Source organism: Candidatus Propionivibrio aalborgensis (assembly GCF_900089945.1).
GTDB lineage: Bacteria > Pseudomonadota > Gammaproteobacteria > Burkholderiales > Rhodocyclaceae > Propionivibrio > Propionivibrio aalborgensis.
Genome location: NZ_FLQY01000112.1, coordinates 18,245 through 39,573, shown reverse-complemented (window position 1 = coordinate 39,573; position 21,329 = coordinate 18,245). Strand labels below are relative to the sequence as shown.

Here is a 21,329-nt window from a genome sequence, read left to right as displayed (position 1 = left end):
GTCGCCCCTCCCCACCCCGTTATTGCAGCATGAAGGTTTCGTACTCGAGCCGGCTCAGGCGACGGTCGAGGAGTGCCAGCGCAGTGGCCAGGGTGACGAGTACGGAAAAGGCAAAACCGTAGCCGTAGAGCGCAGCCCCCCACCATAGTGACACCCCGGTGAGCAGGATGTTCAACAGCAGGAATTCGCTGCAGAGCAGCAGGATGATGCGGCGCTGGTCAAGATAGAAGAATACGTTGAGCACCGACAGCAGCACGACCTGCAGGCTGGCGCCGATAACCTGAACGTACAGCAGCGGCAGATACAGCTCGGAGATGTCGAGCGCCTGTAGCAAGAGCGGCCCGGAGACGAAAGTTACGAGTACGGCGAGCGTCTGGATCTTGCCGATCTCGGCCATCCCCTGCTTGATCGAGTAGACCATTTCGTCGCGCATGTCCTCGATGTATTCCAGCGAGCCACCACTGCGCACGGCATCGTAGAACTTGTCGTAGTACTCGACGAAATCGGTTTCGATGCGCACCATGAATACGGCCATGCCGGGGATGATCGACAGGTAGGCGAGGAAGACCGGCAGGTCGTAGATGATCGAGGCGCGCAGGGCGCCGATGATCGGTTCCGAGGTGTCGGGGAAGAACCAGAACATGAACTTGTCGGCCCAGATGCCGAGGTTGTAGAGCAGACCGATGGCGAGCAGGCTGGAAAACATCGCCCCGCGTTTGGCGAAATCGAAGGCGATCAGCTCCTGCGGACGAAACTCGCGCATGGTCAGCACCCACATGCCGCCGAGCAGGGCGCTGTGGCCGATGACGAATCCGGCCATCAGCCCTTCCAGCCCGAGCGGACGCAGCAGCAGCGCCAGCGATACCGTGATGGCATAACCGATGGCGAATAGCGCGACGATTGCCTTGTAGCGCTTCATGCCCGACAGAAAGATGGTAACGATCCAGATTGCGCACATCAGCACGAATGCGGCGAGCATCAGGATGCGATAGACGACCCCTGTTCCGGGGAGCAGCACGAACAGCCCGATGATGCCGACGACCGATGCGGCGATGATGACCAGCAGAAGGATCCCGTTGAGGTTCGGCGAGATGACTTCGTCCTTTTCTTCGAACAGGCGATCGGAGACGAAGCGCGTGAAGCCCAGTTGCAAGCCGCCGGTCAGGATCAGGCTGATGGCGATCAGATAGGTTACTGAAGTCTGGAACTGCGTCACCAGGAACGATGGCACGACAACCGTGCTGCTCAACAAGCCGATGATCAGGATGCCGAGGATGGACAGCACCCAGGGGCCCGAGCCGATGATGCCGGCGAAGGTGTAGGCCTGCAGCAGCCCGACCAGCGTGTCCTTCTTCAGCAGCTTGCGCAGTTCGAAGCCGATGCCCGCCATCAGTCCGCCCCTCCAGCCGCCAGCGCCCGCTCATAGACCCGGCGATAGGCGCCGAACATGAGGTCGTCGGTGTAGTAGCGCTCGACGCGGGCGATCCCCGCCCGGCTCGCGGCGGTCCAGGCCTCGGGGTTGCCGAGCAGAGCGAGTGCGGCATCGGCCAGCGCCTGCGGGTCGGCGATATTGACGACGGCACCGGAAACGCCCAGTCCGCGGTCTTCGTCGTCCAGCCCTTCGATCAGTTGCCGGCACGAGCCGACATCTGTGGAGATGGTGGGAACGCCAGCGGCGTAGCCTTCGAGGATGACCAGCGGCAACGCTTCGCTGATCGACGAGAGAATGGTCAGGCCGATCTTCGGCATCAGGTTCTCGATCTTCTGGAAACCGAGGAACTTCACCTTGTCTTCAAGGCCCAGGCTGGCAACGAGATTGCGACACTCCTCGGCGTAGGCGGGGTCTTCGTCCTCCGGGCCGGCGATCCAGCCTTCCGCCGCCGGCATCTGGTTCGCCACCCGGCGCATGGCGCGGATGAAGGTCTTCACGTCCTTGATCGGCACCACTCGTCCGATCAGGCACAGTACCGGTGGCGGCATTTCCGGCCGCAGCGCGCGCAGGGGTGCGAAACGCTGCAGGCTGATACCGTTGGGGACATTGAACGTCCGCTCCGCCCGCGCTCCGTCGGCGATCTGGCGCAGCCTGTTGGCTTCGTAAAGCGCAATGATCGGATCGGCCGATTCGTAGCAGAGCCGTCCCAGCCATTCAAAGAAGCGAATCCACATCTGGCGAAAGTAGGAGAGTTCGGTCGGGTCGCGCTGGAAGATGTTGCGGTTGTCGCGAATCCACTCGCTCTTGAACAGGTCGATCTTCCGCTCCTTGGTGTAAATGCCATGTTCGGAGAGGATCAGCGGCCGCTGTCGCGTCTGTCGCAGCATGGCGCCAAGCAAGCCGGCATAACCCGTTGAGACCGAGTGGAAAGCCTTCACGGGAATCAGGTCATGGGCAATGCGGGCAAGCGTCCAGACCGGGGCATGCATCATGCGCACGGTCCAGAAGAAGTCGACGAATGAGGGATCGGTGCAGTTCTGGCGATAGCGGTCGCCGATGATGCGCCAGGCCTCCTCACTGTGCAGAAAATCATCTTCCGGCAGGCGTCCGCCGGGCATCAGATCCCGGATGATTTCGCTGAACGCAGCGCAGGCGCCAGCCGGTGCCTCATCGCGCAGGAAGCCGTCGTGCAGTCTGTCGGAGAGCGCGAAGGCATCTTTTGCTCCTCGTCGTGGTTTCGGCTTTTCTCCATGACCGACGAAGTCATAGAGGTAGTGCGCCTGCATATGAACGACGTTCTCCGGCAGGGCGTATTTCATTTCACCGTAGTCTTCCCGACGGCTGCCGATGAACACGATCGCAAAGCGCAGTTCCGGAAAGGCAAGAATGATCTGGTTGACCCAGCTCGATACACCGCCGCTGACATACGGGAAGGTACCCTCAAGAAGCAACGCGATATCGGCTTCGCGCGCCTGCGGGAAAGTCATGCCCGACTCCAGTAAGCGATCACCGGCTTGAGGCGCGGCAGGGACTGCCAGTTTCCAAGATCGGACATCAACGCACGCACCTCCTCGTAGCGCCCGGTCTCGAACGCCACTTCCGCGAGATACGGCACGATACGGGTTTGCGGCATGCCCAGCGCCAGCGCCCGGTCGTAAGCCAGGCGGGCTTCCTCCGGCTGGCGAAGCGCCTGCAGCAGGCGGCCGAGGCGCAGATGCAGTGCCGCATCATCGGCCGATTCGGCCGATTCGGCGAGAGCGATCCGGGTGTAGCGAAGCGACTCGCGCAGGGCGTGGGTGCGCAGATCCCCCTGCGCCAGTTCCTGATAGACAAGCTCCCAATACAGGTCGGCGAGCCGCCGGGCGCCCTTCCACCGGGCATCGCTTCCTTCAACCGCCGCCTGATAGCTTTGCGAGGCACGGTGGATGTCGTCGTTGATCACCTTCTCCTTGCTGTCGAGCATGCCGTAGGCGAGCAGGCGGATATCTTCGGAAGAATCGGTGAGCACGTCACGCAGAAGCGGCGAGGCAACGTGCCCGGGTATCTTCTGCAGAGCAATGAGTGCGCGCTGGCGGGCCGCCACAGGCGCCCGTTCGTTGCTGATGAAGGAGCGCATGCCGGCCTGACGAAAACCCTTGCCGGCTCGCTGGTGGGGGTCCATTTTCGGCAGGGACACCGCCTCGAACTGGCCTTCCGGTTTGGCTGGCGGCAGCGAATGAAGCATGACGACGCCGAGGATGACGGCGACAAAACCGAGGATGGGGACGGCGAAGCCGGTAGCGGAAAGCAGCAGCAGAACGGGCACTCGCCTGCGGCGCAGGCCGGCGGGCAGAAAGGCGATCATTGCGAGGCCAAGCAAAAAGCTGGCGGCCGCATGAGCGGCAAGATAGGCAAGCAGCGCCGCATCGCTGGTGCTGCCGAGCAGCAAGCCGACCCAGGCCGTCGACTCAAGCGTCAGCGCGTAGAGACCGAGCTTCGGCTGGAACATTGCAGATTTCGAACAACTGGTTGAGCAGCGGCAGCGGTGCTATTTCGTTGACATGCAGAACGTGCGGGAAGACACCGGCCTCGCTCAGCGAACTGCCGCTCATTTGGCGAACCCACTGCTCGATGCGGGCGATATAACCTTCCGACTCCGCCGCACCTGCCAGAGGCATCAGCGTCACCAGCACCTTGCGCTGTGGGAGATCGATAAGCCAGGTGACGTCCAGGGAGCGGCGCTGCCGGCCGATCTGGAAGGCCAGATCGTCAAGCTCCGGACGCGGCAGAAATTCGAGAACGGTGATGCTGCTGCCGGTCAGCGACCCTTGCCGGACACGCCACAGCCGCTGCAGCTCTGCGGCAAAATCGTCGGGGCAGGCAGGGAATTCGCTCTGGATCTCTGCCGCCAGTTTCCGCGCGTCGAGTCCGTCGACGTAGTAGCTGACAAGCAGATTCAATGTCTGCAGCATTTCTTCGTTCAGCGCGAAGAAAGGCACGCGCTCGACGGCCAGCAGGCCGATCAGCTCGTCATCAAAGGTTTTCATCGGTACGGCTATGGCATAGCTGCTGGGCGAAGCACCGGCGGCCAGCGCAGCAGCCAGATGCGATAGCGTGCCTGCTTCAACGGCATCGCGAACCAGAGGATCGTCAGTGTCGAGCCGACCATTGTTTCGAGCCTGGCCGATTGTCGCGAGCGGTTCGGCCTTGATCTCCCCGTCTGCTGCGGAATGGATCGTCGCAATCTCCAGCTGGCAGTATTGCGCCAGCAGCCGCAGCAGTCCCTGGGCACCGGGCAGGGGCGATGCGGCGGCGCCGGGTTCGTCCCTAATCAGTGAATGCAGCGTCGACAGCGCATCACGCATGGCCATCGGGCGGCCGATCAGATCCTGCTCCAGGCGGTCGTGCGACAGGCGTAGCAGGTAGTACTGGTGCGTCAGATATTCCAGCCTCTGGTCGAGGTACATCTGGATGCCCTCGGCGCGCCGGGCGCGTGCCAGCCAGATACTGGAAAACTCGCCGGCGACCATGACCAGGATCAAGCCGCCCAGGTAATTCAGTTTCGGGAATTCGCCGACGATCCAGCCGGACGTGTTGAAGGCGAACCAGGCCAGCAGCAGCACACTCGCCCCTCCCAGCCCGGCGAATGGTCCGTAGCGCATGGCGAGAATTACCGGAGCAAACCAGGCCCACGGAAAACTGGCCTTGATCCACAACGGGTCGAGCGGATTTACCCAAATGCCGATGGCTACCGCCAGCAGCGGCAGTATCAAGGTTTCTCCGGCGACGGCCCAGGGGTTGCCGAACGGGCCGAGATGACGGAGCAGCGAATCCTTGACGGTCAAGACTGCTTTTCCGCTCAGTCCTTGCGCGCCGAAAGGCCATCGCCGATCAGCTTGCGCATCAACTGCTGTGCAACGGCTGCAAGCGAATCCCGGCTCCAGCCGGCCTTTGCCCCGACACCGCTCCACAGGGTTTCCCCGGTTGGCACATCGATGATGGACACGGCAATGCCAACGGCAGGCTCGCCGTCGACACCGACTTTGTAGCGCCACTCCTCGACGCTGCCAGTGAGCGCGTAACGCGCGCCCTCGGCGCGCGCCCATTCAAGCGCCGCCTCGTACTGCTTGCGATCGCCCGGTTCGAAAAGCGCTTCCTGCTGCAAAGCAGCCGGGTAGCGACGTAGCTTCGCGACGCCCTGCGCACGCAGCACGCCTTCCGCAACCGCCTCCGCCCGACTGCCGGCCAGTGGTGTTTCGGTGAAGTTGGCGAAAGGCAGCAAGACCCATTGTGCCTTGCTGCTGAGGACGGGTGCCTCGCTACGGTCGAGCGTGGAGCATGCGGCGAGAAGCAGGATCGCTGCCATTACGGCGAAGCCTTGGACAGTGCGTTTCATGGTGAGCCTCCTGTGGTTGATCCGTTTAATCCGTTCGTGTTCGTTCTAGTCTAGAAGTGCAAGCGATAGTTGAAGCCGAATTCTCGCACCAGTCCGTCGGTGTTGGCGCCACCGCGACTCAGTCGCCAGCCGAGATTGAGGTGATCGGCGCCGAACACACTGCCGGCGATACCTGCGGCAAGGTCGTAACCCGGCCCTTCGTCACTGTGCCAGGTGCGGGCAATACTGGCATACGGGCGCCACGCACGCGTGTAGTCCTCTTCGAAATTCATGTCCGTCGACAGGCGGATTCCCTTGAAGTTGAAATTGGTCGGAACGAAGAAGGTGCCGACACTCGACGGGCTGTACTCACCCGCCGGGAACAGCGGGGCCAGTTGCGGGTCGTTGACGTAGGATTTCTGGCTGTAGCGGTGTTGCGACCAGAAGACGCTGGCCTCCAGACTGCGTGGCTCGGTGCGCAACGCATGGCCGTATTCGAATTGCCAGACATGCCCGCTGCCAAGCTCGGCACCGGTCTGGGCATAGAAACGATCATAGCTGCGTTCGACCATGAAGCGGTCGAAACGAGTCAGATGGTAGGCAAGCGATACCGAAGCCATATCCTTCATGCCGCCGACGCGCAGCGCGGTCGACTCGTTGGCCGGCTGGTCGTGACCGAGCGCGAAGGATGCCGTCAGCCGCCTGTCCAGATTCTGCTCGTGCTCGATCAGCAGCGGATGGTACTTCTCGAAGCTGTTGCGTTCGGCAACGGTGAGCTTCGTCTTGCCTTCGTCATGCAGCCACACCATCCGCGCACTGCGAGAAGTCTCATCCGGTGTTTCCCCCATGGTCGCGGGATCCCGGTTGTGGCGCGTGATTTTCCCCATTTCGAAATCCATCGTCAGGCGCGGCGAGATGGCGATGTGGGCGCTGACACCGCTGTTTCGTTCGTCGACCGAGCCAATATCGTTCTGCCAGACACGGCCACCCACGTGATGCGAGTGTGCCAGCAGCGTCTCGCCCAGTTGCAGGTGCAGCGGATCGTCTGCCGGCAAGTCGGTCTGCGCGTCGAAGGCTTCGCTCTGGGCCAGCCGCACATCGCCGGCCAGGCGTGCGGCCTCGATGCGGTCGTTGCGCGGAATGAGCGGCGCAAAATCATCCAGCAACTGGCCGGACAGCGCGCGGTCGCCGGATTCTAGGGCGAGGCGCATTTCCCCCCACAGTGGCCGTGCCGCCGTTTTCGCATACTGCTGCCAGAGCCAGCCGCGCGCCGCGTCGTACTGCTCGGCGTCGAGCAGCCAGGCGAAGGCCGCATCGCGCGCCGATGGCGACAACTGGCCATCCGCAGCACGATCGAGCCTGAGCATTTCGCGTAGCGTCGCATAGGCCGGGTCACCGGGCCTGGCTTGCATCAGCAGTCTTGCGCGCGCAGCCCGCCGTAGCGCGACCATCTCTCGTGGCAGTTGTTCGGCAGCGGCCTGCTGTCGTTCGCGCATCTTTTCATCGAGCAGCAGTTGCTTGCGCAGTCGCCAGGCACGATCCAACTCCTGATTCTGCTCAAGCGCATCGGCATAGTTCATCAGCCACAGAAAATCGTCGCGGTGCGCGGCGAGCCTGGGGGTCAGATAGCGGCGCAGGGCAACGTCCGGAATCGACAGCGCGAGATTGGCGGCCGCCAGTACATCGTGCATCGCTGGGTCAGGCTGCCAATCGCGTTCGTGCGCGGCCATCACGTTGCGCAGGCGCTTCCCTTCACCGCTCTCGACCAAGAGCCAAAGCAACGCCTGCTGGACGTCGGCGTTGTCCGCGGAGAGCGCAAATGCCGCATCCAGGTCGGCCAGCGCGAGGCTACGCTGACCGATAGCCATCCGGTACTGGGCCGAAAGGCGGAGGAAGCTGGCCTGTTGGCGAAGCTGGGCGGATTCTTCTGCCGACAGCGTGCTCATCAGCTTGCCCATGTCCTGCCAGCGCCCCGCCGTGGCATAAAGACTGAGCGCCTGCAACAGCAGGTTCGAGCTACGGAAGCGCAGCCAGCCGTCACTGCTGACGCGGGCAGCTTCGAGCGGGTACTCGTCAAGCAGCAGTCTGGCCAGATTCTCGTGATCGCCGGCAACCGCCTCCTGCCCGGCAAGCACATGACGATAGGCGGCGGTGGCCTTCTTGTCGTCACCGAGCCGCGCAGCGATGTCACCGCGCAGTCGCCAGTAGGCGGTGCCGGCAGTGTCACTCTCGTCGGCATCGTCGGCGCTTTCAAGTACCGCCAGTGCGCTGGCCTGCTCGCCGCGTATCAGGTAGAGCGTCGCGACGTGGACCGCCTGCGCCGCTGTCAAGGAGTCCGCGGTCATGAAGCTTTGCCAAAGCTCCAGCGCCGTCTTGTCTTCCCCCATCCGTCCGGCCAGTTCAGCCATGACGGCCAGCAGTTCCGGCTGTTTTCGCTGGCGGTATAACTGCTCGAGAACGCGCATCGCCCCCCTGGGGTCGCCCAGGCGTTCGAAGGTCGCGACCAGTTCCACTGCCAGTGCCGGATTGGCGGGTTGCTGGCGCAACTGGTGTTCAAGCGCTATCAGCAAGGCATTGTCGTCAAACAGCCCGGGGGAGAGCCGCAGTATTGCCTGCCACGCTTCGTCGCTGCCGTTGGCGCGCGCCAGATACAGCCAGTGGGTGAGCGCGAGCGCCGGACGCCCGGTCCATTCCGAAACACGTGCCAGCCGTTCGCGCCAGGCCAGATTGTTGGGCGCCTGGCGCACCGCAGCGGCAGCCACCTGCCAGGCATCCTCGAGTTTCCGGTTGTCGAGGAAGGCTTCAAAGCCAAGGGTGTAAATGCGGTCATCGAACGGCAGTTGCGGGCCACCCTTTTCGCTGACGGGTTGCCAACGGATACCGTAAACCTGCGCAAGCTGCTGCTGTTTCCACTGTCGCAGTAGCGACAGACGAAGGAGCTTGCGTGCATACTTGTCGGCCAGGTCCGGGCGTTTGACCGAGCGCGCAAAGCGCACCAGCAGTTCCAGCACCTGCGAGCTTTCACCCAGGGACGGCGTCACGGCCAGCTCCTCTTCCGCAAGGGCCAGCGCCTCCTTCACCTGATTGCCGGACTGGAGCGCGAGCATGCCATCAATGAAAAAGTTTCGTTGTTCGACGGACAGACTCGTACGCCGCACCGCGATCAGGAAGAACTTGCCCGCCGCAAGGTATTCGCCACCAGCCAGGGCGGCGCGTGCTGCCTCCGCGTACCAGTCGGCAGAACGCCCCTGACCGCTGGCAGCGATCCGCTGCAGCAGTTCGATGCCAAGCTGGGTATCGCCGAACTGCAATGCCAGGCGGGCAATCTCGATGGTCCTGTGCTCGGGCCAGTCAAGGGCGGCCAGTGTACGCAGCCTGGTGCGCAGCTGCGCCATTCTGTCGGCCTGTTGCAGTGTCCCGGCGTCCATGCGGTGAAAGCGCTGCTCCGCGGCGCGCCAGCTCAGCCACGTCGCTTCCAGGCGGGTTTCCTCGTCGGGTGACTGGAGCAACCTGTCCAATGTGATATCCAGCTTGTCATAGAGGCCGCTGCCCAGTTGATGGCGGGCCAGCGTGAGGCCGAGTTGCGGGTTCCCGGAATCGGTTCGCAGCAGATTGACAAGATACGAATCGGTGAGATCATTCTGCGGTGCTTCGATAATGCGGTTGACCAGTGCCTTGTGCGGATAGATGGCGACCAGCACGGCAAGCACCAGCGTGCCCAGCAACGCGATCGACCACGGCGGCGCCAGCCGCGGGCGCTCAACGGTCGCGGCAGCGAGTTTCGATCGTTGCAGCAGCATCGCTGATACCGAAGGATTGAACGCCGCCGGAGCTCTTCCGTGGCGTCAGCGCTCGCCCATTGGCAAGTACACTGCAGCGGCTGGCGTTGGCCAGAGAAAACTCGATGGCTTGATATCCCTTGAGGGAGAAGCGCAGCCCGGCCCCGAGCGACTGCCAGTCGGACACTCGGGCGTTGGCGTCGGTAAGATGGACGGCGCCGGTCCGGGTTGCAGCAAAGCGCAGAAACGTGTCGCCACCGGCCAGATGAATATAGTTGCCCTCGTTGCCGGCGACATACCCGGCGACACCCTTGGAGGCCGGGCGGTCCGGGTAGCCCATTGTTGGCGGCGCGCGCAGCGTTCGCAACTCACCGTTGCCGCGGACGCGCCAGCCGCCGTCTTCCCGTGCCAGTACGATCGTCTCGAAATCGAGTGCCTTGCGGATGAAGTCGGAGGCATGGATCAGGTTGGGCGACTGTGCCAGCGACCAGTCGTAGACCTTGTGCAGCGCTTTCAGCGACGCCTGCTTGCTCGCCGAGTAAGTGTGATAGTAGATGTCGATCGGCTTCAGCCGTCGCGGGAAATCGGTCATCTGGAACGTCTCGATGACCCGCTCGAAGCCATAGAACGGGCCTCGCCAAAGGTTGGTGTAAACGTTCTCGTTCATCACCGGTGCGAAGGTCTGGAAGATGCCGTCGATTGCATAACCGAGAGGGGAAACGGCGGTCAGGCTGGGGAACGAACGGGTGATGACGGTATTGCCGCCGTTCATGTTCAGCAGGCCGGCATTTTCGGCTATACGCAGCGCCTGCGCCTGCGGTGCTGCGTCGCCGCTCCACAGCATGATCCGTACGGGTTTCCCGGGCGGCACCAGATTCTTGCGAATGTAGTCGACGGAACCGACGATTTCCCGTTCCAGATTCATTTGGTAGCCGGGGATCTCCAGATGGTAGCTCTCGTCGTCCTTCTTCTTGGGCGCGGCCAGCTCGGCGCGACTCCAGTCGAACGGGTGCGAAAAACTGTGACTGGCGATCTCGATGTAGGGCAACGCGAAGGTGCGCCGGGCAATCGCCTCCATCTCGGCGGAGAGGGCCGGGTACAGTCCGTCCGGCGCAACCTCACCTTCGATCACCGACATCGTCGTCGGCAACCGGTAGCGCTGCAGTACTTGCGTCAGCAGGGCTTCGCCGGCCAATGGTGTGCCTGGCAACTCGGCACGAGATGGGTAGCCGTCCCCGTCGATGTGAATGAACATCAGGCGACGGCCGTTCTCGGTCGTCGTATCGGGCAGCGGCAGATCGGGCAGCGCCAGCGCCTGCTGCATAAAGGCAAAGGGGTCGACGATCCAGCGCGACTGTTCGGTGCCCGGCAACCCGACCACGGCGTAGGGGTCGAGGACGTACCCACCCCAGCGGGTTAGCGCGGCGGCGTCGAAAGTCTGCCCCCGAGCGTCGGCCAATTTCAACAGTGATCGACCTTGTTCGTCGGCCAACTGCAACGTCGTCAGATTGCGACGGTCGGGTTGGAGGGGCGCCTCAAAACCCATCATCGCGTCCTGGCTGGCGACCGTCAGACGGCCGGGAGTTCCCGATACCGCCACCGATCTCAAACCAAGGCGGCTAGCCAGCCTGCCTTCTGCGGCAAAGGGAAAGCTACTGAATATGGCGACTTTCATGCCCTGATCGATCTGCTGTTGCAGCCAGTCTGCTACTTGGCGGCCACGCGCAACCGGAGCATTGGCCCAGATCACGATGCCGGCGTAGCGCGCCGCTAGCGAGCCGGCGGGCAGCGGCTTGTTCAAGTCCCGGAAATCGATCGTGTAACCCATGTGCTGGATCGGCATGGCGGCAAAACGCAGCGCCGGGTGCTCGATCAGCAAGCCTCCAGGGCTGCCGTCGTAGAGCATCAGCATGCGTCGCGGCACGATTTCCCGGCGCCCGATGCCAACTGTGCCGATCTGCCCGTCGGTGACCCACGGCTCGATGCCGAGCGCGCGTATGCGCTCGGCCGTTTCGCGCATCTGGCCGCGCGCCTGTGGTGGCAGATAGTCGATGGCCAGCACCGGTACGCCGAACTCGTCACGCACCCGACGTAACTGGCCGAGTAGCCACTCGCGATCACTGGCCGGTACCTCCACGTAACGGCGCGCGGCCGCGTTCCAGCCACGAAACAAGGACTCGGCGGCGACCATGCTTATCTTGTCGCGAACGGCCGGCACGATCTCGAAACCACGGTTGAGAATCAGGCGAATGCCCGGAAAACGCCGATGCAGTGTTTCGATAACGGCAATCAACCCTTTCTGTTGCGCCGCTTCGTCGATGCCGCTGACCAGGCGGTAGGAATCAAGCGTGTCGAGGAAAAAGCCCCGATAGCCCTTTTCCCAGAGCGGGCTGACGATCGCGTCGGCGACGAAAACCGGCAGCTCCGGCCAGCTCAGGTCGATGACCTTGGACCCCCAGTCCGTATTGGTGGTCAGGAGGCGTTTGGCCGGGATCGCCGCTGCATAGTCGCGCGAGGGCTGCACTTCGCCAATGGCGATGTAGGCATATAGTTCGCTGTAGGGCTTTCTATAGCGCTTCGGGTCAAATCCGTGATCCGGTTCGACGACGACGATATCGAAGGCTTTGAGCTCTTCCAGCGGCGCGTCGGCACCGTAGTGCAGCGCGACAGAAGGAGAAGCCGCTTGTACGCAGACCAGCCACCCGAACAGGCAAGCGGAAAGTGCGCACCGAAGCAGCAACCGCACAGAACCCGTGGTACGGGGTGCGAGGTTGCCGAGAACGAGGGCATTCAGCTCAGTTGGCAAACGGTACCTTTCCCGAAAAAAGCTTCCGGCGCAGCGGTTGGCGGTTTTCAGGCGCTTGTAGCCGGAAATTCTAACGTGAAACACCTGAATCGGTGCAAGTTTGCACCGATTCAGTGCTGGCCCCGCCCATAGGTCGCCGGACCTTCTGCCGCATTGTTCACGGATTCACACGCGCTTCGAAGCGACCGCGCGGGCGAGATATAGAAAAACCACGCTGAACGCTACACGCCGCGCGAATAGATTTCCTTGGGATTTTTCAATACCGGATCGGCCGGAACCCATCGTTCGCCTTGCAACTCCAGAAAGAAGCAGCTTTCCCGGCCGGTGTGGCAGGCGATCCCGCCGACCTGCTCGATAGAAAGCAACAATACATCGCCGTCGCAGTCGGCGCGGATGGACAATACCTTCTGAAAATGCCCGGATTCCTCGCCCTTGCGCCAGAGCCGCCCGCGCGACCTTGACCAGTACACTGCGTTGCCGCTGGCAACCGTTTCCCGCAACGCATCCCGGTTCATCCAGGCGCACATCACCACCCGGCCACTCGTTGCGTCCTGCGCGATGGTCGTAATCAACCCGCTCTCGTCCCACTTGAGCGCGTCGAGCCAGTTCAGACTGGTGTCCAGATCGCTCACAGGCGCACCTCGATACCGCGCTCGCGCATGAACTCTTTGGCCTGCAGAACGGAGTATTCGCCGAAGTGGAAAATGCTGGCCGCCAGCACCGCATCGGCATGGCCTTGTGTCACTCCATCGGCGAGATGCTGAAGATTGCCGACACCCCCGCTGGCGATCAACGGGATATCGATGGCATCGGAAACGGCGCGGGTCAGCGGCAAGTCGAAACCATTCTTCGTTCCGTCGCGATCCATGCTGGTCAGCAGGATTTCGCCGGCACCGAGCTGTTGCACACGGCAGGCCCACTCGACAGCATCGAGGCCGGTTCTTTTCCGCCCACCGTGGGTAAATACTTCCCACCGGCCCGGCGCCACTTGCTTGGCGTCGATGGCGACGACAATGCACTGGTTGCCCACCTTGTCCGACGCCTCGGCAACGAGGTCGGGATTTTCGACTGCTGCGGTGTTCATGCTGACCTTGTCGGCGCCTGCATTGAGCAGACGACGCACATCAGCCACGGTGCGCACGCCACCGCCAACAGTCAGCGGAATGAATACCTGCGCTGCGCAAGCCTCGACAATGTGCAGAATGATGTCGCGCTGGTCGGACGATGCCGTGATGTCGAGAAAAGTGACTTCATCGGCACCTTGATCGTCATAGCGACGGGCTACCTCGACGGGATCGCCGGCATCGCGCAGATCGATGAAATTGGTACCTTTGACAACCCGACCCGCGGTTACGTCAAGACAGGGAATAATTCGTTTAGCGAGGCCCAAAGCGGATTCCCCTGCTTTCGTAGGAAAGGTGAAACGTTGGTTGTGAAGCGTCAGATCTGCGTCGCGCGGTCGGCCTCTTCCTGCGCCTCTGCGAAATCAAGCGAGCCATCGTAAATGGCTCGACCGGCGATGGTTGCGAAAATGCCTTCATGCTCGACCGCGCAGAGCTGCCTGATGTCTTCCATGCTCGACAAGCCGCCGCTGGCGATCACCGGAATCATCAGCGCTTGCGCCAGTTTGACCGTTGCCTCGATGTTGATTCCGGAGAGCATTCCGTCACGACCGATATCGGTGTAAATGATGCCTTCGACGCCATAGTCTTCGCATTTCTTGGCCAGATCGATGACATCGTGCCCGGTCAACTTCGACCAACCATCGACCGCCACCTTGCCATCCCTGGCGTCGAGCCCGACGATGATTTGCCCCGGAAAAGCGCTGCAGGCATTATGCAGAAAACCCGGATTCTTGACCGCGGCTGTCCCGATAATGACGTAGCTGACGCCATCATCCAGGCAACGTTCGATGGTATCGAGATCGCGGATTCCACCGCCGAGTTGAATCGGGATTTCATCGCCGAGCGCCTTGACGATTTCCTTGATCGCGCTTTCATTTTTTGGTTTGCCTGCAAAAGCGCCGTTCAGATCGACGACATGCAGGCGGCGCGCACCCTGTTCAAGCCAGAGTGCTGCTTGTTCGCCAGGAGACGTGTTGAAAACGGTGGCATCGTCCATGAGCCCTTGTTTGAGACGGACACACTCCCCGTCCTTCAGGTCAATCGCAGGAATGATCAGCATTTTGAAAAGTGAAAGGTAGTGAAATTAAAGAGTCAACGAGAATGGTGCCGGCGTACCCGTTCAGGGCTTCCATTGAAGGAAATTGGATAACAGGGCGAGCCCCGCTTTGGCACTCTTCTCCGGATGGCATTGGATGGCGAAGATATTATCTCGTGCCACCACACTGGTAAAGGGGGTACCGTAGTCCGTCATGCCGGCGATGCAATCGGCATCGCCAGGAGTCACGCAATAGCTGTGCACGAAATAAAAGCGCGCGCCGTCGGGAATTCCACTCCAAAGCGGGTGTTGTCTGATTTGCCGCACTTCATTCCATCCCATGTGCGGCACCTTCAGCTTTTCGCCTGATGCGTTAACCATCCGTTCCGCTGCGAAACGGCGAACATTCCCGGCAAATACACCCAGACCGGACACATCGCCCTCGTCGCTGTGTTCAAAGAGCATTTGCAGGCCAATGCAAATTCCAAGAAAGGGCTTGGTCCTTGCCGTCTCCAGCACGACCTGCCGCAAACCGCGCGCATCGAGCTCGCGCATGCAATCAGGCATGGCGCCCTGACCAGGGAAAACCACCCGCTCGGCCGCAGCGACTACCGCCGGGTCGGCGGTAACGACCACGTCACGGCCATCGGCCACATGGACCAGTGCCTGCCACACCGAGCGCAGATTTCCCATGCCGTAGTCGATCACTGCAATACTGCCCGCAGTTGATGCCATCAAAGGCTTCCCTTGGTTGAAGGGATGCTGCCCGCCGCCCGCGGATCGGCTTCCACCGCCATGCGCAAGGCGCGGCCGAAGGCCTTGAAAACCGTCTCGGCCTGGTGGTGCGCATTCTCGCCGCGCAAGTTGTCGACATGGATGGTCATCAGGGCGTGATTGACCAGCCCCTGGAAGAACTCGTGGGTCAGATCCACATCAAAAGCGCCGACCATCGCACGTTTGAAGTCGACGTTGAATACCAGTCCCGGTCGTCCGGAAAGGTCGATCACGACGCGCGACAACGCTTCGTCAAGAGGCACATAGGCGTGCCCATAACGTCGCAAGCCGTTCTTGTCACCCCACGCCTTGACGAGGGCCTGACCGATCGTGATGCCGATGTCTTCAACGGTGTGATGTGCGTCAATGTGCAGATCGCCCTGCGCCTCGACCTCAAGATCCAGCATCCCGTGACGTGCAATCTGGTCGAGCATGTGATCGAGGAAGGGGACACCGGTCGCCAGACGGCTTTGTCCGCTGCCATCAAGGTTCAATCGAACCGTGATCTGCGTTTCCAGGGTGTTTCTGCTGATTTCGGCTTGCCGCATGTAATTTCCGTCGCAAAGTGGCAAAAATCGATTAATCCGACCATCGGTTTGAACCGTTGAGGCTCGCTCCGGCCAGATAAAGCCAGTGCTTGCGCATGATACCATTTACCGCTTCCGCTGCATTCGACCTTGCGAGCCTTTGATGAATCCGTTCTGGAGCACCCTCGTTCACAACCTGTCGCCCTACGTTCCGGGCGAGCAGCCCAAAATGCCCGATCTGGTCAAACTGAACACCAATGAAAACCCCTATCCGCCGTCGGCCCGCGCGGTCGATGCGATGCGGGAGGAATTGGGAAGCGACGGAGCCAGCCTGCGACTCTACCCCGACCCCAACGCCGACCGGCTCAGGGGAGCAATCGTCAATCACTTCGCAGATCAAGCGCTCACGCCGGCTCAGGTTTTTGTCGGCAACGGCTCCGACGAGGTGTTGGCGCACGCGTTCATGGCGCTCCTGAAACACGATGCGCCGATCCTTCTGCCCGACATTTCGTACAGCTTTTATCCGGTGTATTGCGGGTTATACGGCGTGGATCACATCACCGTTCCGCTCAACGAACGCTTTGAAATTTGCGTCGACGACTTCCGGCAAGGCAACGGTGGCATCGTCATCGCCAACCCCAACGCACCGACCGGCCACCTGCTGCGGCTGGCCGAGATAGAACGTCTGGTGGCTGCTCATCCGACGTCAGTCGTGGTCGTCGACGAAGCCTACATCGACTTCAGCGAACAGGTCGTTCCCACGGCCATCGCGCTGATCAATCGTTACCCGAATCTGCTGGTGATCCGGACGCTTTCCAAATCGCATTCGCTGGCCGGACTTCGCGTCGGTTATGCCGTTGGAAATGCTGCCCTGATCGACGCCCTGGAACGCGTCAAGAACAGCTTCAATTCCTACCCGCTCGACCGCCTGGCCATTGTCGGCGCCACCGCCGCACTGGGCGACAAACCACACCTTGAGCAAACGCGACAAGCCGTCATGCAAAGTCGTGCCTCACTGACCGACGCCCTTGAAAGACTGGGCTTCGACGTTCTGCCTTCGGCGGCCAACTTCATCTTCACGCGGCATCCGCAGCACGATGCCGCACAACTGGCCACCGAACTTCGCCAGCGCAAGGTCATCGTCCGTCACTTTAAATTGCCGCGCATCGATCAGCACCTGCGCATCACGGTTGGAACCGATACGCAGTGCCAATTGCTGGTTGATGCGCTTAGGGAGATTCTCGGCTAAGCGCCAAGCTCGTTCACCGGAACGCCCAAGGCATTGGCAACGCCTTGTCCATAGGCCGGGTCGGCTTTCAGGCAATTGCGGATGTGGCGCAACTGAATTTCCTTTGGCGCCCCACCCACCGAGCGTGCCGTATTCTCGAACAAAACCTGTTGCTGTGCCGGGCTCATCAGGCGGAAGAGATTGCCTGGTTGCGAGAAGTAGTCGGTGTCTTCGCGGTGGTTCCAGTGATCGGCCGCGCCGTCGATGCTCAGCGGCGGCTCGGAGAAGTCCGGCTGCTCGGCCCATTCGCCCTGGTCGTTGGGTTCGTAACCAAGCGTACCGCCGTGGTTGCCATCCACCCGCATACTGCCGTCGCGGTGATAGCTATGGACAGGGCAACGCGGGGCGTTCACGGGAATCTGATGGTGATTGACGCCCAACCGGTAACGCTGCGCATCGCCGTAGGAGAAGAGACGCGCCTGCAGCATCTTGTCCGGCGAGAAGCCGATCCCCGGCACCACAGCGGCCGGATTGAAAGCTGATTGCTCGACTTCGGCGAAGAAGTTTTCCGGGTTGCGGTCAAGCTCCATCACACCCACTTCGATCAACGGGTAATCCTTGTGCGGCCACACCTTGGTCAGGTCGAAGGGGTTGTACGGTACCCTTGCGGCATCCGCCTCCGGCATGATCTGTACGTACATCGTCCACTTTGGATAGTCGCCATTTTCGATGCTCTCGAAGAGATCGCGCTGATGACTCTCGCGATCCTGGCCGATAATCGCTTCGGCCTCGGCGTCGGTCAGGTTCTTGATGCCCTGCTGCGACTTGAAGTGGAACTTGACCCAGAAACGCTCATTTCGCGCATTGATCAGGCTGAAGGTGTGCGAGGCAAAGCCGTGCATGTGACGATAGGTCGCCGGCAGGCCACGGTCGCTCATGACGATGGTCACCTGATGCAATGCCTCGGGTAGCGATGTCCAGAAATCCCAGTTGTTCTTCGCACTGCGCATGTTGGTGCGAGGGTCGCGTTTGACCGCGTGGTTGAGGTCCGGAAACTTGAGCGGGTCGCGCAGAAAGAATACCGGCGTGTTGTTGCCAACCATGTCCCAGTTGCCTTCTTCGCTGTAGAACTTGACGGCAAAACCGCGGATATCGCGCTCGGCGTCGGCGGCGCCTCGTTCTCCGGCCACCGTAGTGAAACGGGCGAAAAGATCGGTTTTCTTGCCGACCCGAGAGAATACCTTCGCCCGGGTGAATTTCGTAATATCGTTCGTCACGGTGAACGTGCCATAGGCACCAGAACCCTTGGCATGCATGCGCCGCTCGGGAATGACCTCGCGGTCGAAGTGCGCCAGTTTTTCGAGCAGCCAGACATCCTGCAACAGGACCGGCCCGCGCGGTCCCGCAGTCATGCTGTTCTGGTTGTCAACTACCGGGCAACCTGCGGCAGTGGTAAGTTTGTTGCTCATATCGAGACTCCTTTCGAGGTTGAAAACGGTGATAGCTCAAATGGGCAGGTCGTCGAGACGACGTGTTCAAACTCACTGTAGACAATGTGGCTATAATTCCTAAATGAATAATATTTTGACTGTTTATCGAATATCTCAATAACGCGCCGAGCACACCATGATGCCATTGCCATCGCTCAAGCAACTCCAATACCTGGTCGCCCTCTCCGAGCAGCTCAATTTCACACGCGCGGCAGAAGCCTGTTTTGTAAGCCAGCCAACCCTGAGTGCCGGACTCAAGGAGCTGGAAAATATTCTCGGAACGCAACTGGTCGAGCGCGACAGGCAGGTTGTTCTGATGACCCGCATCGGGCTGGAAATCGCTCGCCGGGCACGCGTCATACTCGCCGCAACGCACGATCTGGCCGACCTGGCGGCCGGGGCGTTGGAGCCGATGACAGGGCGACTGCGCCTCGGCGTCATCCCGACAATCGCCCCCTTCGTGTTACCGCTTTCCCTGCCCTTGTTGCGCGAACGCTATCCTGAGTTGCAACTGGCACTGCGCGAGGATGTGACGGCCAATCTGCTGCTGCGTCTGGAAGACGGCCAACTCGATTTTGCCCTGATCGCCCTGCCGTATGACACGGCAAACCTGCTCGTAGAGACGCTCTTCGACGACGCCCTGTGGCTCGTCGGGCGGAAAGACGATCCGGAAGTTCAGCCGAAAACGATCCGTGTGTCGCCATCACTGACCGATCACCTGTTGCTCCTCGAAGAGGGGCATTGCCTGCGCGATCACGCACTGTATGCCTGCGGAGAATCAAGCCATCAATCGTCAACGGACATGGAAGCGACCAGCCTGCTGACCCTGGTGCAAATGGTCGAATCCAGGCTTGGTATCGCGCTAGTGCCGGAAATGGCGATAAGGAGCGGACTGGCGAAAAGCCCCGGTCTGGTCGCACGCCCGATGAGCGAGCCCAGCCCCAAGCGCACCATCGCCCTCGTCGCGCGGCGCTCCACCTCGCGCATGGAAGAACTCAGAATACTGGCGGATATTATACGAACAGCATTCTGACGTTTCTGGTGCGACCGGCTCCGACCAGCATGAAGTTGCCTGCCGGAAGGCCTGCTTCTTCTGTTGCGCAACAGAGGCTGGTCGATTGAAACACCTTCCATCACGCGCGTTGGAATGAGTAATATTCTTGCTTGCCTAAAGCAATTGCCTGTCTGATAATCCGCCGATGCATCCCGTTCGAGGGATGCTCATGCGACACGCGTGGCGACGTCCAAGACGAAGGGCAAAATCCAGGGCTATGAACGACTACATTCTTGAAACGGATAATCTGGTCAAGGAATTCAAGGGATTTGTCGCTGTCGATAACGTCAGTCTGAAAGTCAGGCGCGGGCATATTCACGCGATGATCGGCCCGAATGGCGCAGGCAAGACCACCTGCTTCAACCTGCTCACCAAGTTTCTCCAGCCCACCCGCGGCGCCATCCGATTCAACAACATCGACATCACGGGCGACCCGCCGGCAAAGATCGCGCGGCGCGGGATCGTCCGTTCCTTCCAGATTTCGGCGGTATTTCCGCATCTGACCGTGCTTGAGAACGTACGCATCGCCTTGCAGCGGAAGCTCGGCGGTTCATTCTATTTCTGGCGCTCGGACAAAACCCTGTCACGCCTCGACACGCGCGCCATCGAATTGCTGGCCGAAGTGGGCCTGGATGCTCAGAACCGGATGGTTGCCGTCGAGTTGCCCTATGGCCAGAAGCGCGCTTTGGAAATTGCCACGACACTGGCTCTGGAACCCGAACTTATCCTGCTCGACGAACCGACCCAGGGAATGGGCCACGAGGATGTGGACCGCGTAATGCAACTGATCAAAAAGGTCTCGGCGGATCGCACCATCCTCATGGTCGAACACAACATGAAGGTCGTTGCCGGCATCTCGGACACGATCACGGTTCTTGCGCGCGGCTCCGTACTGGCCGAAGGGCCCTATGCCGAAGTCGCCAAAAATCCGCAGGTTATCGAGGCCTACATGGGGACGGCCGAGAATGAGGCTTCCGGGAGTCAGGCGTGACGTCGGCCGTTGAATATTTGCGCATCAGCGACCTGCATGCCTTCTATGGTGAATCGCATATCTTGCATGGCATGGATTTGCGGGTGAACCGCGGCGAGTGCGTATCGCTGCTCGGCAGGAATGGTGCCGGCCGTACCACCACGCTGCGCGCCATCCTCGGCCTCACCGGCAAAAGAACGGGGTCGATCATGCTCAATGGACGCGAAACCGTCAGCATGGCAACGCACCGCATCGCACAGCTAGGCGTAGGTTACTGCCCGGAGGAACGCGGCATTTACGCCAGTCTGAGTTGCGAAGAGAATCTCCTGCTTCCGCCCAAGGTTGGCAGCGGAGGCATGCGTCTGGACGAAATCTACGCAATGTTTCCGAATCTTGCCGAGCGCCGTCATAGCCAGGGCACACGCCTGTCCGGCGGGGAACAACAGATGCTGGCCATGGCGCGCATCCTGCGCAGCGGTGCGCAACTGTTGCTACTCGACGAGATTTCGGAAGGACTTGCACCAGTGATCGTGCAACAGCTTGGACAGGTGATCGGCGACTTGAAAAGCAAGGGGTTCACGATTGTTCTGGTCGAACAGAATTTCCATTTTGCGGCGCCGTTGGCGGATCGCATGTACATTGTCGAGCATGGACAGATCGCTGCCGAAATTGCTCAAAACGAGATTGAAACCAAGCAGGAATTGTTGCAGGAGTATCTTGGAGTCTAAGGCGTTTCAACTGTCGGATTGCATTAT

17 protein-coding genes are annotated in these 21,329 nt (G+C 61.0%); 4 read left to right on the top strand and 13 right to left on the bottom strand.

Annotated elements, in window-relative coordinates; translation table 11 throughout:
• Nucleotides 1-19 precede the first annotated feature (19 nt).
• The 12 genes from pelG to hisB form a co-directional block, all read right to left on the bottom strand.
• Entirely contained in the window at nt 20-1,390 is a 1,371-nt protein-coding gene (gene pelG / locus PROAA_RS07115; protein WP_186410678.1) for an exopolysaccharide Pel transporter PelG, read from the bottom strand.
• Nucleotides 1,390-2,919 carry a GT4 family glycosyltransferase PelF gene (gene pelF / locus PROAA_RS07110; protein WP_186410677.1) on the bottom strand — a complete coding sequence of 510 codons (1,530 nt, stop codon included), beginning with the start codon at nt 2,917-2,919 and terminating at the stop codon, nt 1,390-1,392. Before pelF ends, pelG begins: the two co-directional genes overlap by 1 nt.
• Nucleotides 2,916-3,920, bottom strand: coding sequence for a hypothetical protein (locus PROAA_RS07105; RefSeq protein WP_186410676.1), 1,005 nt, complete (start codon nt 3,918-3,920; stop codon nt 2,916-2,918). Before PROAA_RS07105 ends, pelF begins: the two co-directional genes overlap by 4 nt.
• Complete coding sequence (locus tag PROAA_RS07100; RefSeq protein WP_186410675.1) at nt 3,880-5,256, bottom strand: PelD GGDEF domain-containing protein; 1,377 nt, start codon at nt 5,254-5,256, stop codon at nt 3,880-3,882. Before PROAA_RS07100 ends, PROAA_RS07105 begins: the two co-directional genes overlap by 41 nt.
• 14 nt (nt 5,257-5,270) lie before the next feature.
• On the bottom strand, nt 5,271-5,807 hold the full coding sequence (locus tag PROAA_RS07095; RefSeq protein ID WP_186410674.1) for a penicillin-binding protein activator LpoB: 537 nt from the start codon (nt 5,805-5,807) through the stop codon (nt 5,271-5,273).
• A gap of 50 nt (nt 5,808-5,857) precedes the next feature.
• Nucleotides 5,858-9,586, bottom strand: coding sequence for a tetratricopeptide repeat protein (locus PROAA_RS07090; RefSeq protein ID WP_186410673.1), 3,729 nt, complete (start codon nt 9,584-9,586; stop codon nt 5,858-5,860).
• On the bottom strand, nt 9,546-12,371 hold the full coding sequence (locus PROAA_RS07085; protein WP_186410672.1) for a bifunctional glycoside hydrolase/polysaccharide deacetylase family protein: 2,826 nt from the start codon (nt 12,369-12,371) through the stop codon (nt 9,546-9,548). The genes PROAA_RS07090 and PROAA_RS07085 overlap by 41 nt, the downstream gene beginning before the upstream one ends.
• Nucleotides 12,372-12,592: 221 nt before the next feature.
• Nucleotides 12,593-12,994, bottom strand: coding sequence for a phosphoribosyl-AMP cyclohydrolase (gene hisI, locus PROAA_RS07080; protein WP_222102143.1), 402 nt, complete (start codon nt 12,992-12,994; stop codon nt 12,593-12,595).
• A gap of 5 nt (nt 12,995-12,999) precedes the next feature.
• On the bottom strand, nt 13,000-13,761 hold the full coding sequence (hisF, locus tag PROAA_RS07075) for an imidazole glycerol phosphate synthase subunit HisF (protein ID WP_186410670.1): 762 nt from the start codon (nt 13,759-13,761) through the stop codon (nt 13,000-13,002).
• Nucleotides 13,762-13,811: 50 nt separating this feature from the next.
• Entirely contained in the window at nt 13,812-14,555 is a 744-nt protein-coding gene (gene hisA / locus PROAA_RS07070; protein WP_186410669.1) for a 1-(5-phosphoribosyl)-5-[(5-phosphoribosylamino)methylideneamino]imidazole-4-carboxamide isomerase, read from the bottom strand.
• A gap of 60 nt (nt 14,556-14,615) precedes the next feature.
• Entirely contained in the window at nt 14,616-15,266 is a 651-nt protein-coding gene (gene hisH / locus PROAA_RS07065) for an imidazole glycerol phosphate synthase subunit HisH (RefSeq protein WP_186410668.1), read from the bottom strand.
• Nucleotides 15,266-15,853, bottom strand: coding sequence for an imidazoleglycerol-phosphate dehydratase HisB (gene hisB / locus PROAA_RS07060; RefSeq protein WP_186410667.1), 588 nt, complete (start codon nt 15,851-15,853; stop codon nt 15,266-15,268). Before hisB ends, hisH begins: the two co-directional genes overlap by 1 nt.
• A 142-nt stretch (nt 15,854-15,995) precedes the next feature.
• On the opposite strand from hisB, the gene hisC reads away from it, so the two are divergent.
• Nucleotides 15,996-17,081 (top strand): histidinol-phosphate transaminase, encoded by a 1,086-nt coding sequence (gene hisC / locus PROAA_RS07055; RefSeq protein ID WP_186410666.1) that lies wholly within the window; start codon nt 15,996-15,998, stop codon nt 17,079-17,081.
• On the opposite strand, the gene PROAA_RS07050 is transcribed toward hisC, so the two are convergent.
• Entirely contained in the window at nt 17,078-18,529 is a 1,452-nt protein-coding gene (locus tag PROAA_RS07050) for a catalase (RefSeq protein ID WP_186410665.1), read from the bottom strand. The two genes, hisC and PROAA_RS07050, sit on opposite strands and share 4 nt — an antisense overlap.
• A gap of 157 nt (nt 18,530-18,686) precedes the next feature.
• Here PROAA_RS07050 and PROAA_RS07045 point away from each other — a divergent pair, with 157 nt between their 5' ends.
• The 3 genes from PROAA_RS07045 to PROAA_RS07035 all read left to right on the top strand — a co-directional run bounded on the left by PROAA_RS07045 (nt 18,687) and on the right by PROAA_RS07035 (nt 21,302).
• Nucleotides 18,687-19,583 carry a hydrogen peroxide-inducible genes activator gene (locus PROAA_RS07045; RefSeq protein ID WP_186410664.1) on the top strand — a complete coding sequence of 299 codons (897 nt, stop codon included), beginning with the start codon at nt 18,687-18,689 and terminating at the stop codon, nt 19,581-19,583.
• 238 nt (nt 19,584-19,821) lie between these two features.
• Nucleotides 19,822-20,595 (top strand): ABC transporter ATP-binding protein, encoded by a 774-nt coding sequence (locus tag PROAA_RS07040; RefSeq protein WP_186410663.1) that lies wholly within the window; start codon nt 19,822-19,824, stop codon nt 20,593-20,595.
• The gene (locus PROAA_RS07035; RefSeq protein WP_245664199.1) at nt 20,592-21,302 is read left to right on the top strand and encodes an ABC transporter ATP-binding protein; all 711 of its coding nucleotides are present in this window, start codon (nt 20,592-20,594) and stop codon (nt 21,300-21,302) included. The genes PROAA_RS07040 and PROAA_RS07035 overlap by 4 nt, the downstream gene beginning before the upstream one ends.
• Nucleotides 21,303-21,329 lie beyond the last annotated feature (27 nt).

Bases quoted from the DNA above. Each gene is read 5' to 3' on its own strand.
- pelG (WP_186410678.1), bottom strand. From the start codon at position 1,390: ATGGCGGGCATCGGCTTCGAACTGCGCAAGCTGCTGAAGAAGGACACG.
- pelF (WP_186410677.1), bottom strand. From the start codon at position 2,919: ATGACTTTCCCGCAGGCGCGCGAAGCCGATATCGCGTTGCTTCTTGAG.
- PROAA_RS07105 (WP_186410676.1), bottom strand. From the start codon at position 3,920: ATGTTCCAGCCGAAGCTCGGTCTCTACGCGCTGACGCTTGAGTCGACG.
- PROAA_RS07095 (WP_186410674.1), bottom strand. From the start codon at position 5,807: ATGAAACGCACTGTCCAAGGCTTCGCCGTAATGGCAGCGATCCTGCTT.
- PROAA_RS07090 (WP_186410673.1), bottom strand. From the start codon at position 9,586: ATGCTGCTGCAACGATCGAAACTCGCTGCCGCGACCGTTGAGCGCCCG.
- hisA (WP_186410669.1), bottom strand. From the start codon at position 14,555: ATGCTGATCATTCCTGCGATTGACCTGAAGGACGGGGAGTGTGTCCGT.
- hisH (WP_186410668.1), bottom strand. From the start codon at position 15,266: ATGGCATCAACTGCGGGCAGTATTGCAGTGATCGACTACGGCATGGGA.
- hisB (WP_186410667.1), bottom strand. From the start codon at position 15,853: ATGCGGCAAGCCGAAATCAGCAGAAACACCCTGGAAACGCAGATCACG.
- hisC (WP_186410666.1), top strand. From the start codon at position 15,996: ATGAATCCGTTCTGGAGCACCCTCGTTCACAACCTGTCGCCCTACGTT.
- PROAA_RS07050 (WP_186410665.1), bottom strand. From the start codon at position 18,529: ATGAGCAACAAACTTACCACTGCCGCAGGTTGCCCGGTAGTTGACAAC.
- PROAA_RS07045 (WP_186410664.1), top strand. From the start codon at position 18,687: ATGATGCCATTGCCATCGCTCAAGCAACTCCAATACCTGGTCGCCCTC.
- PROAA_RS07040 (WP_186410663.1), top strand. From the start codon at position 19,822: ATGAACGACTACATTCTTGAAACGGATAATCTGGTCAAGGAATTCAAG.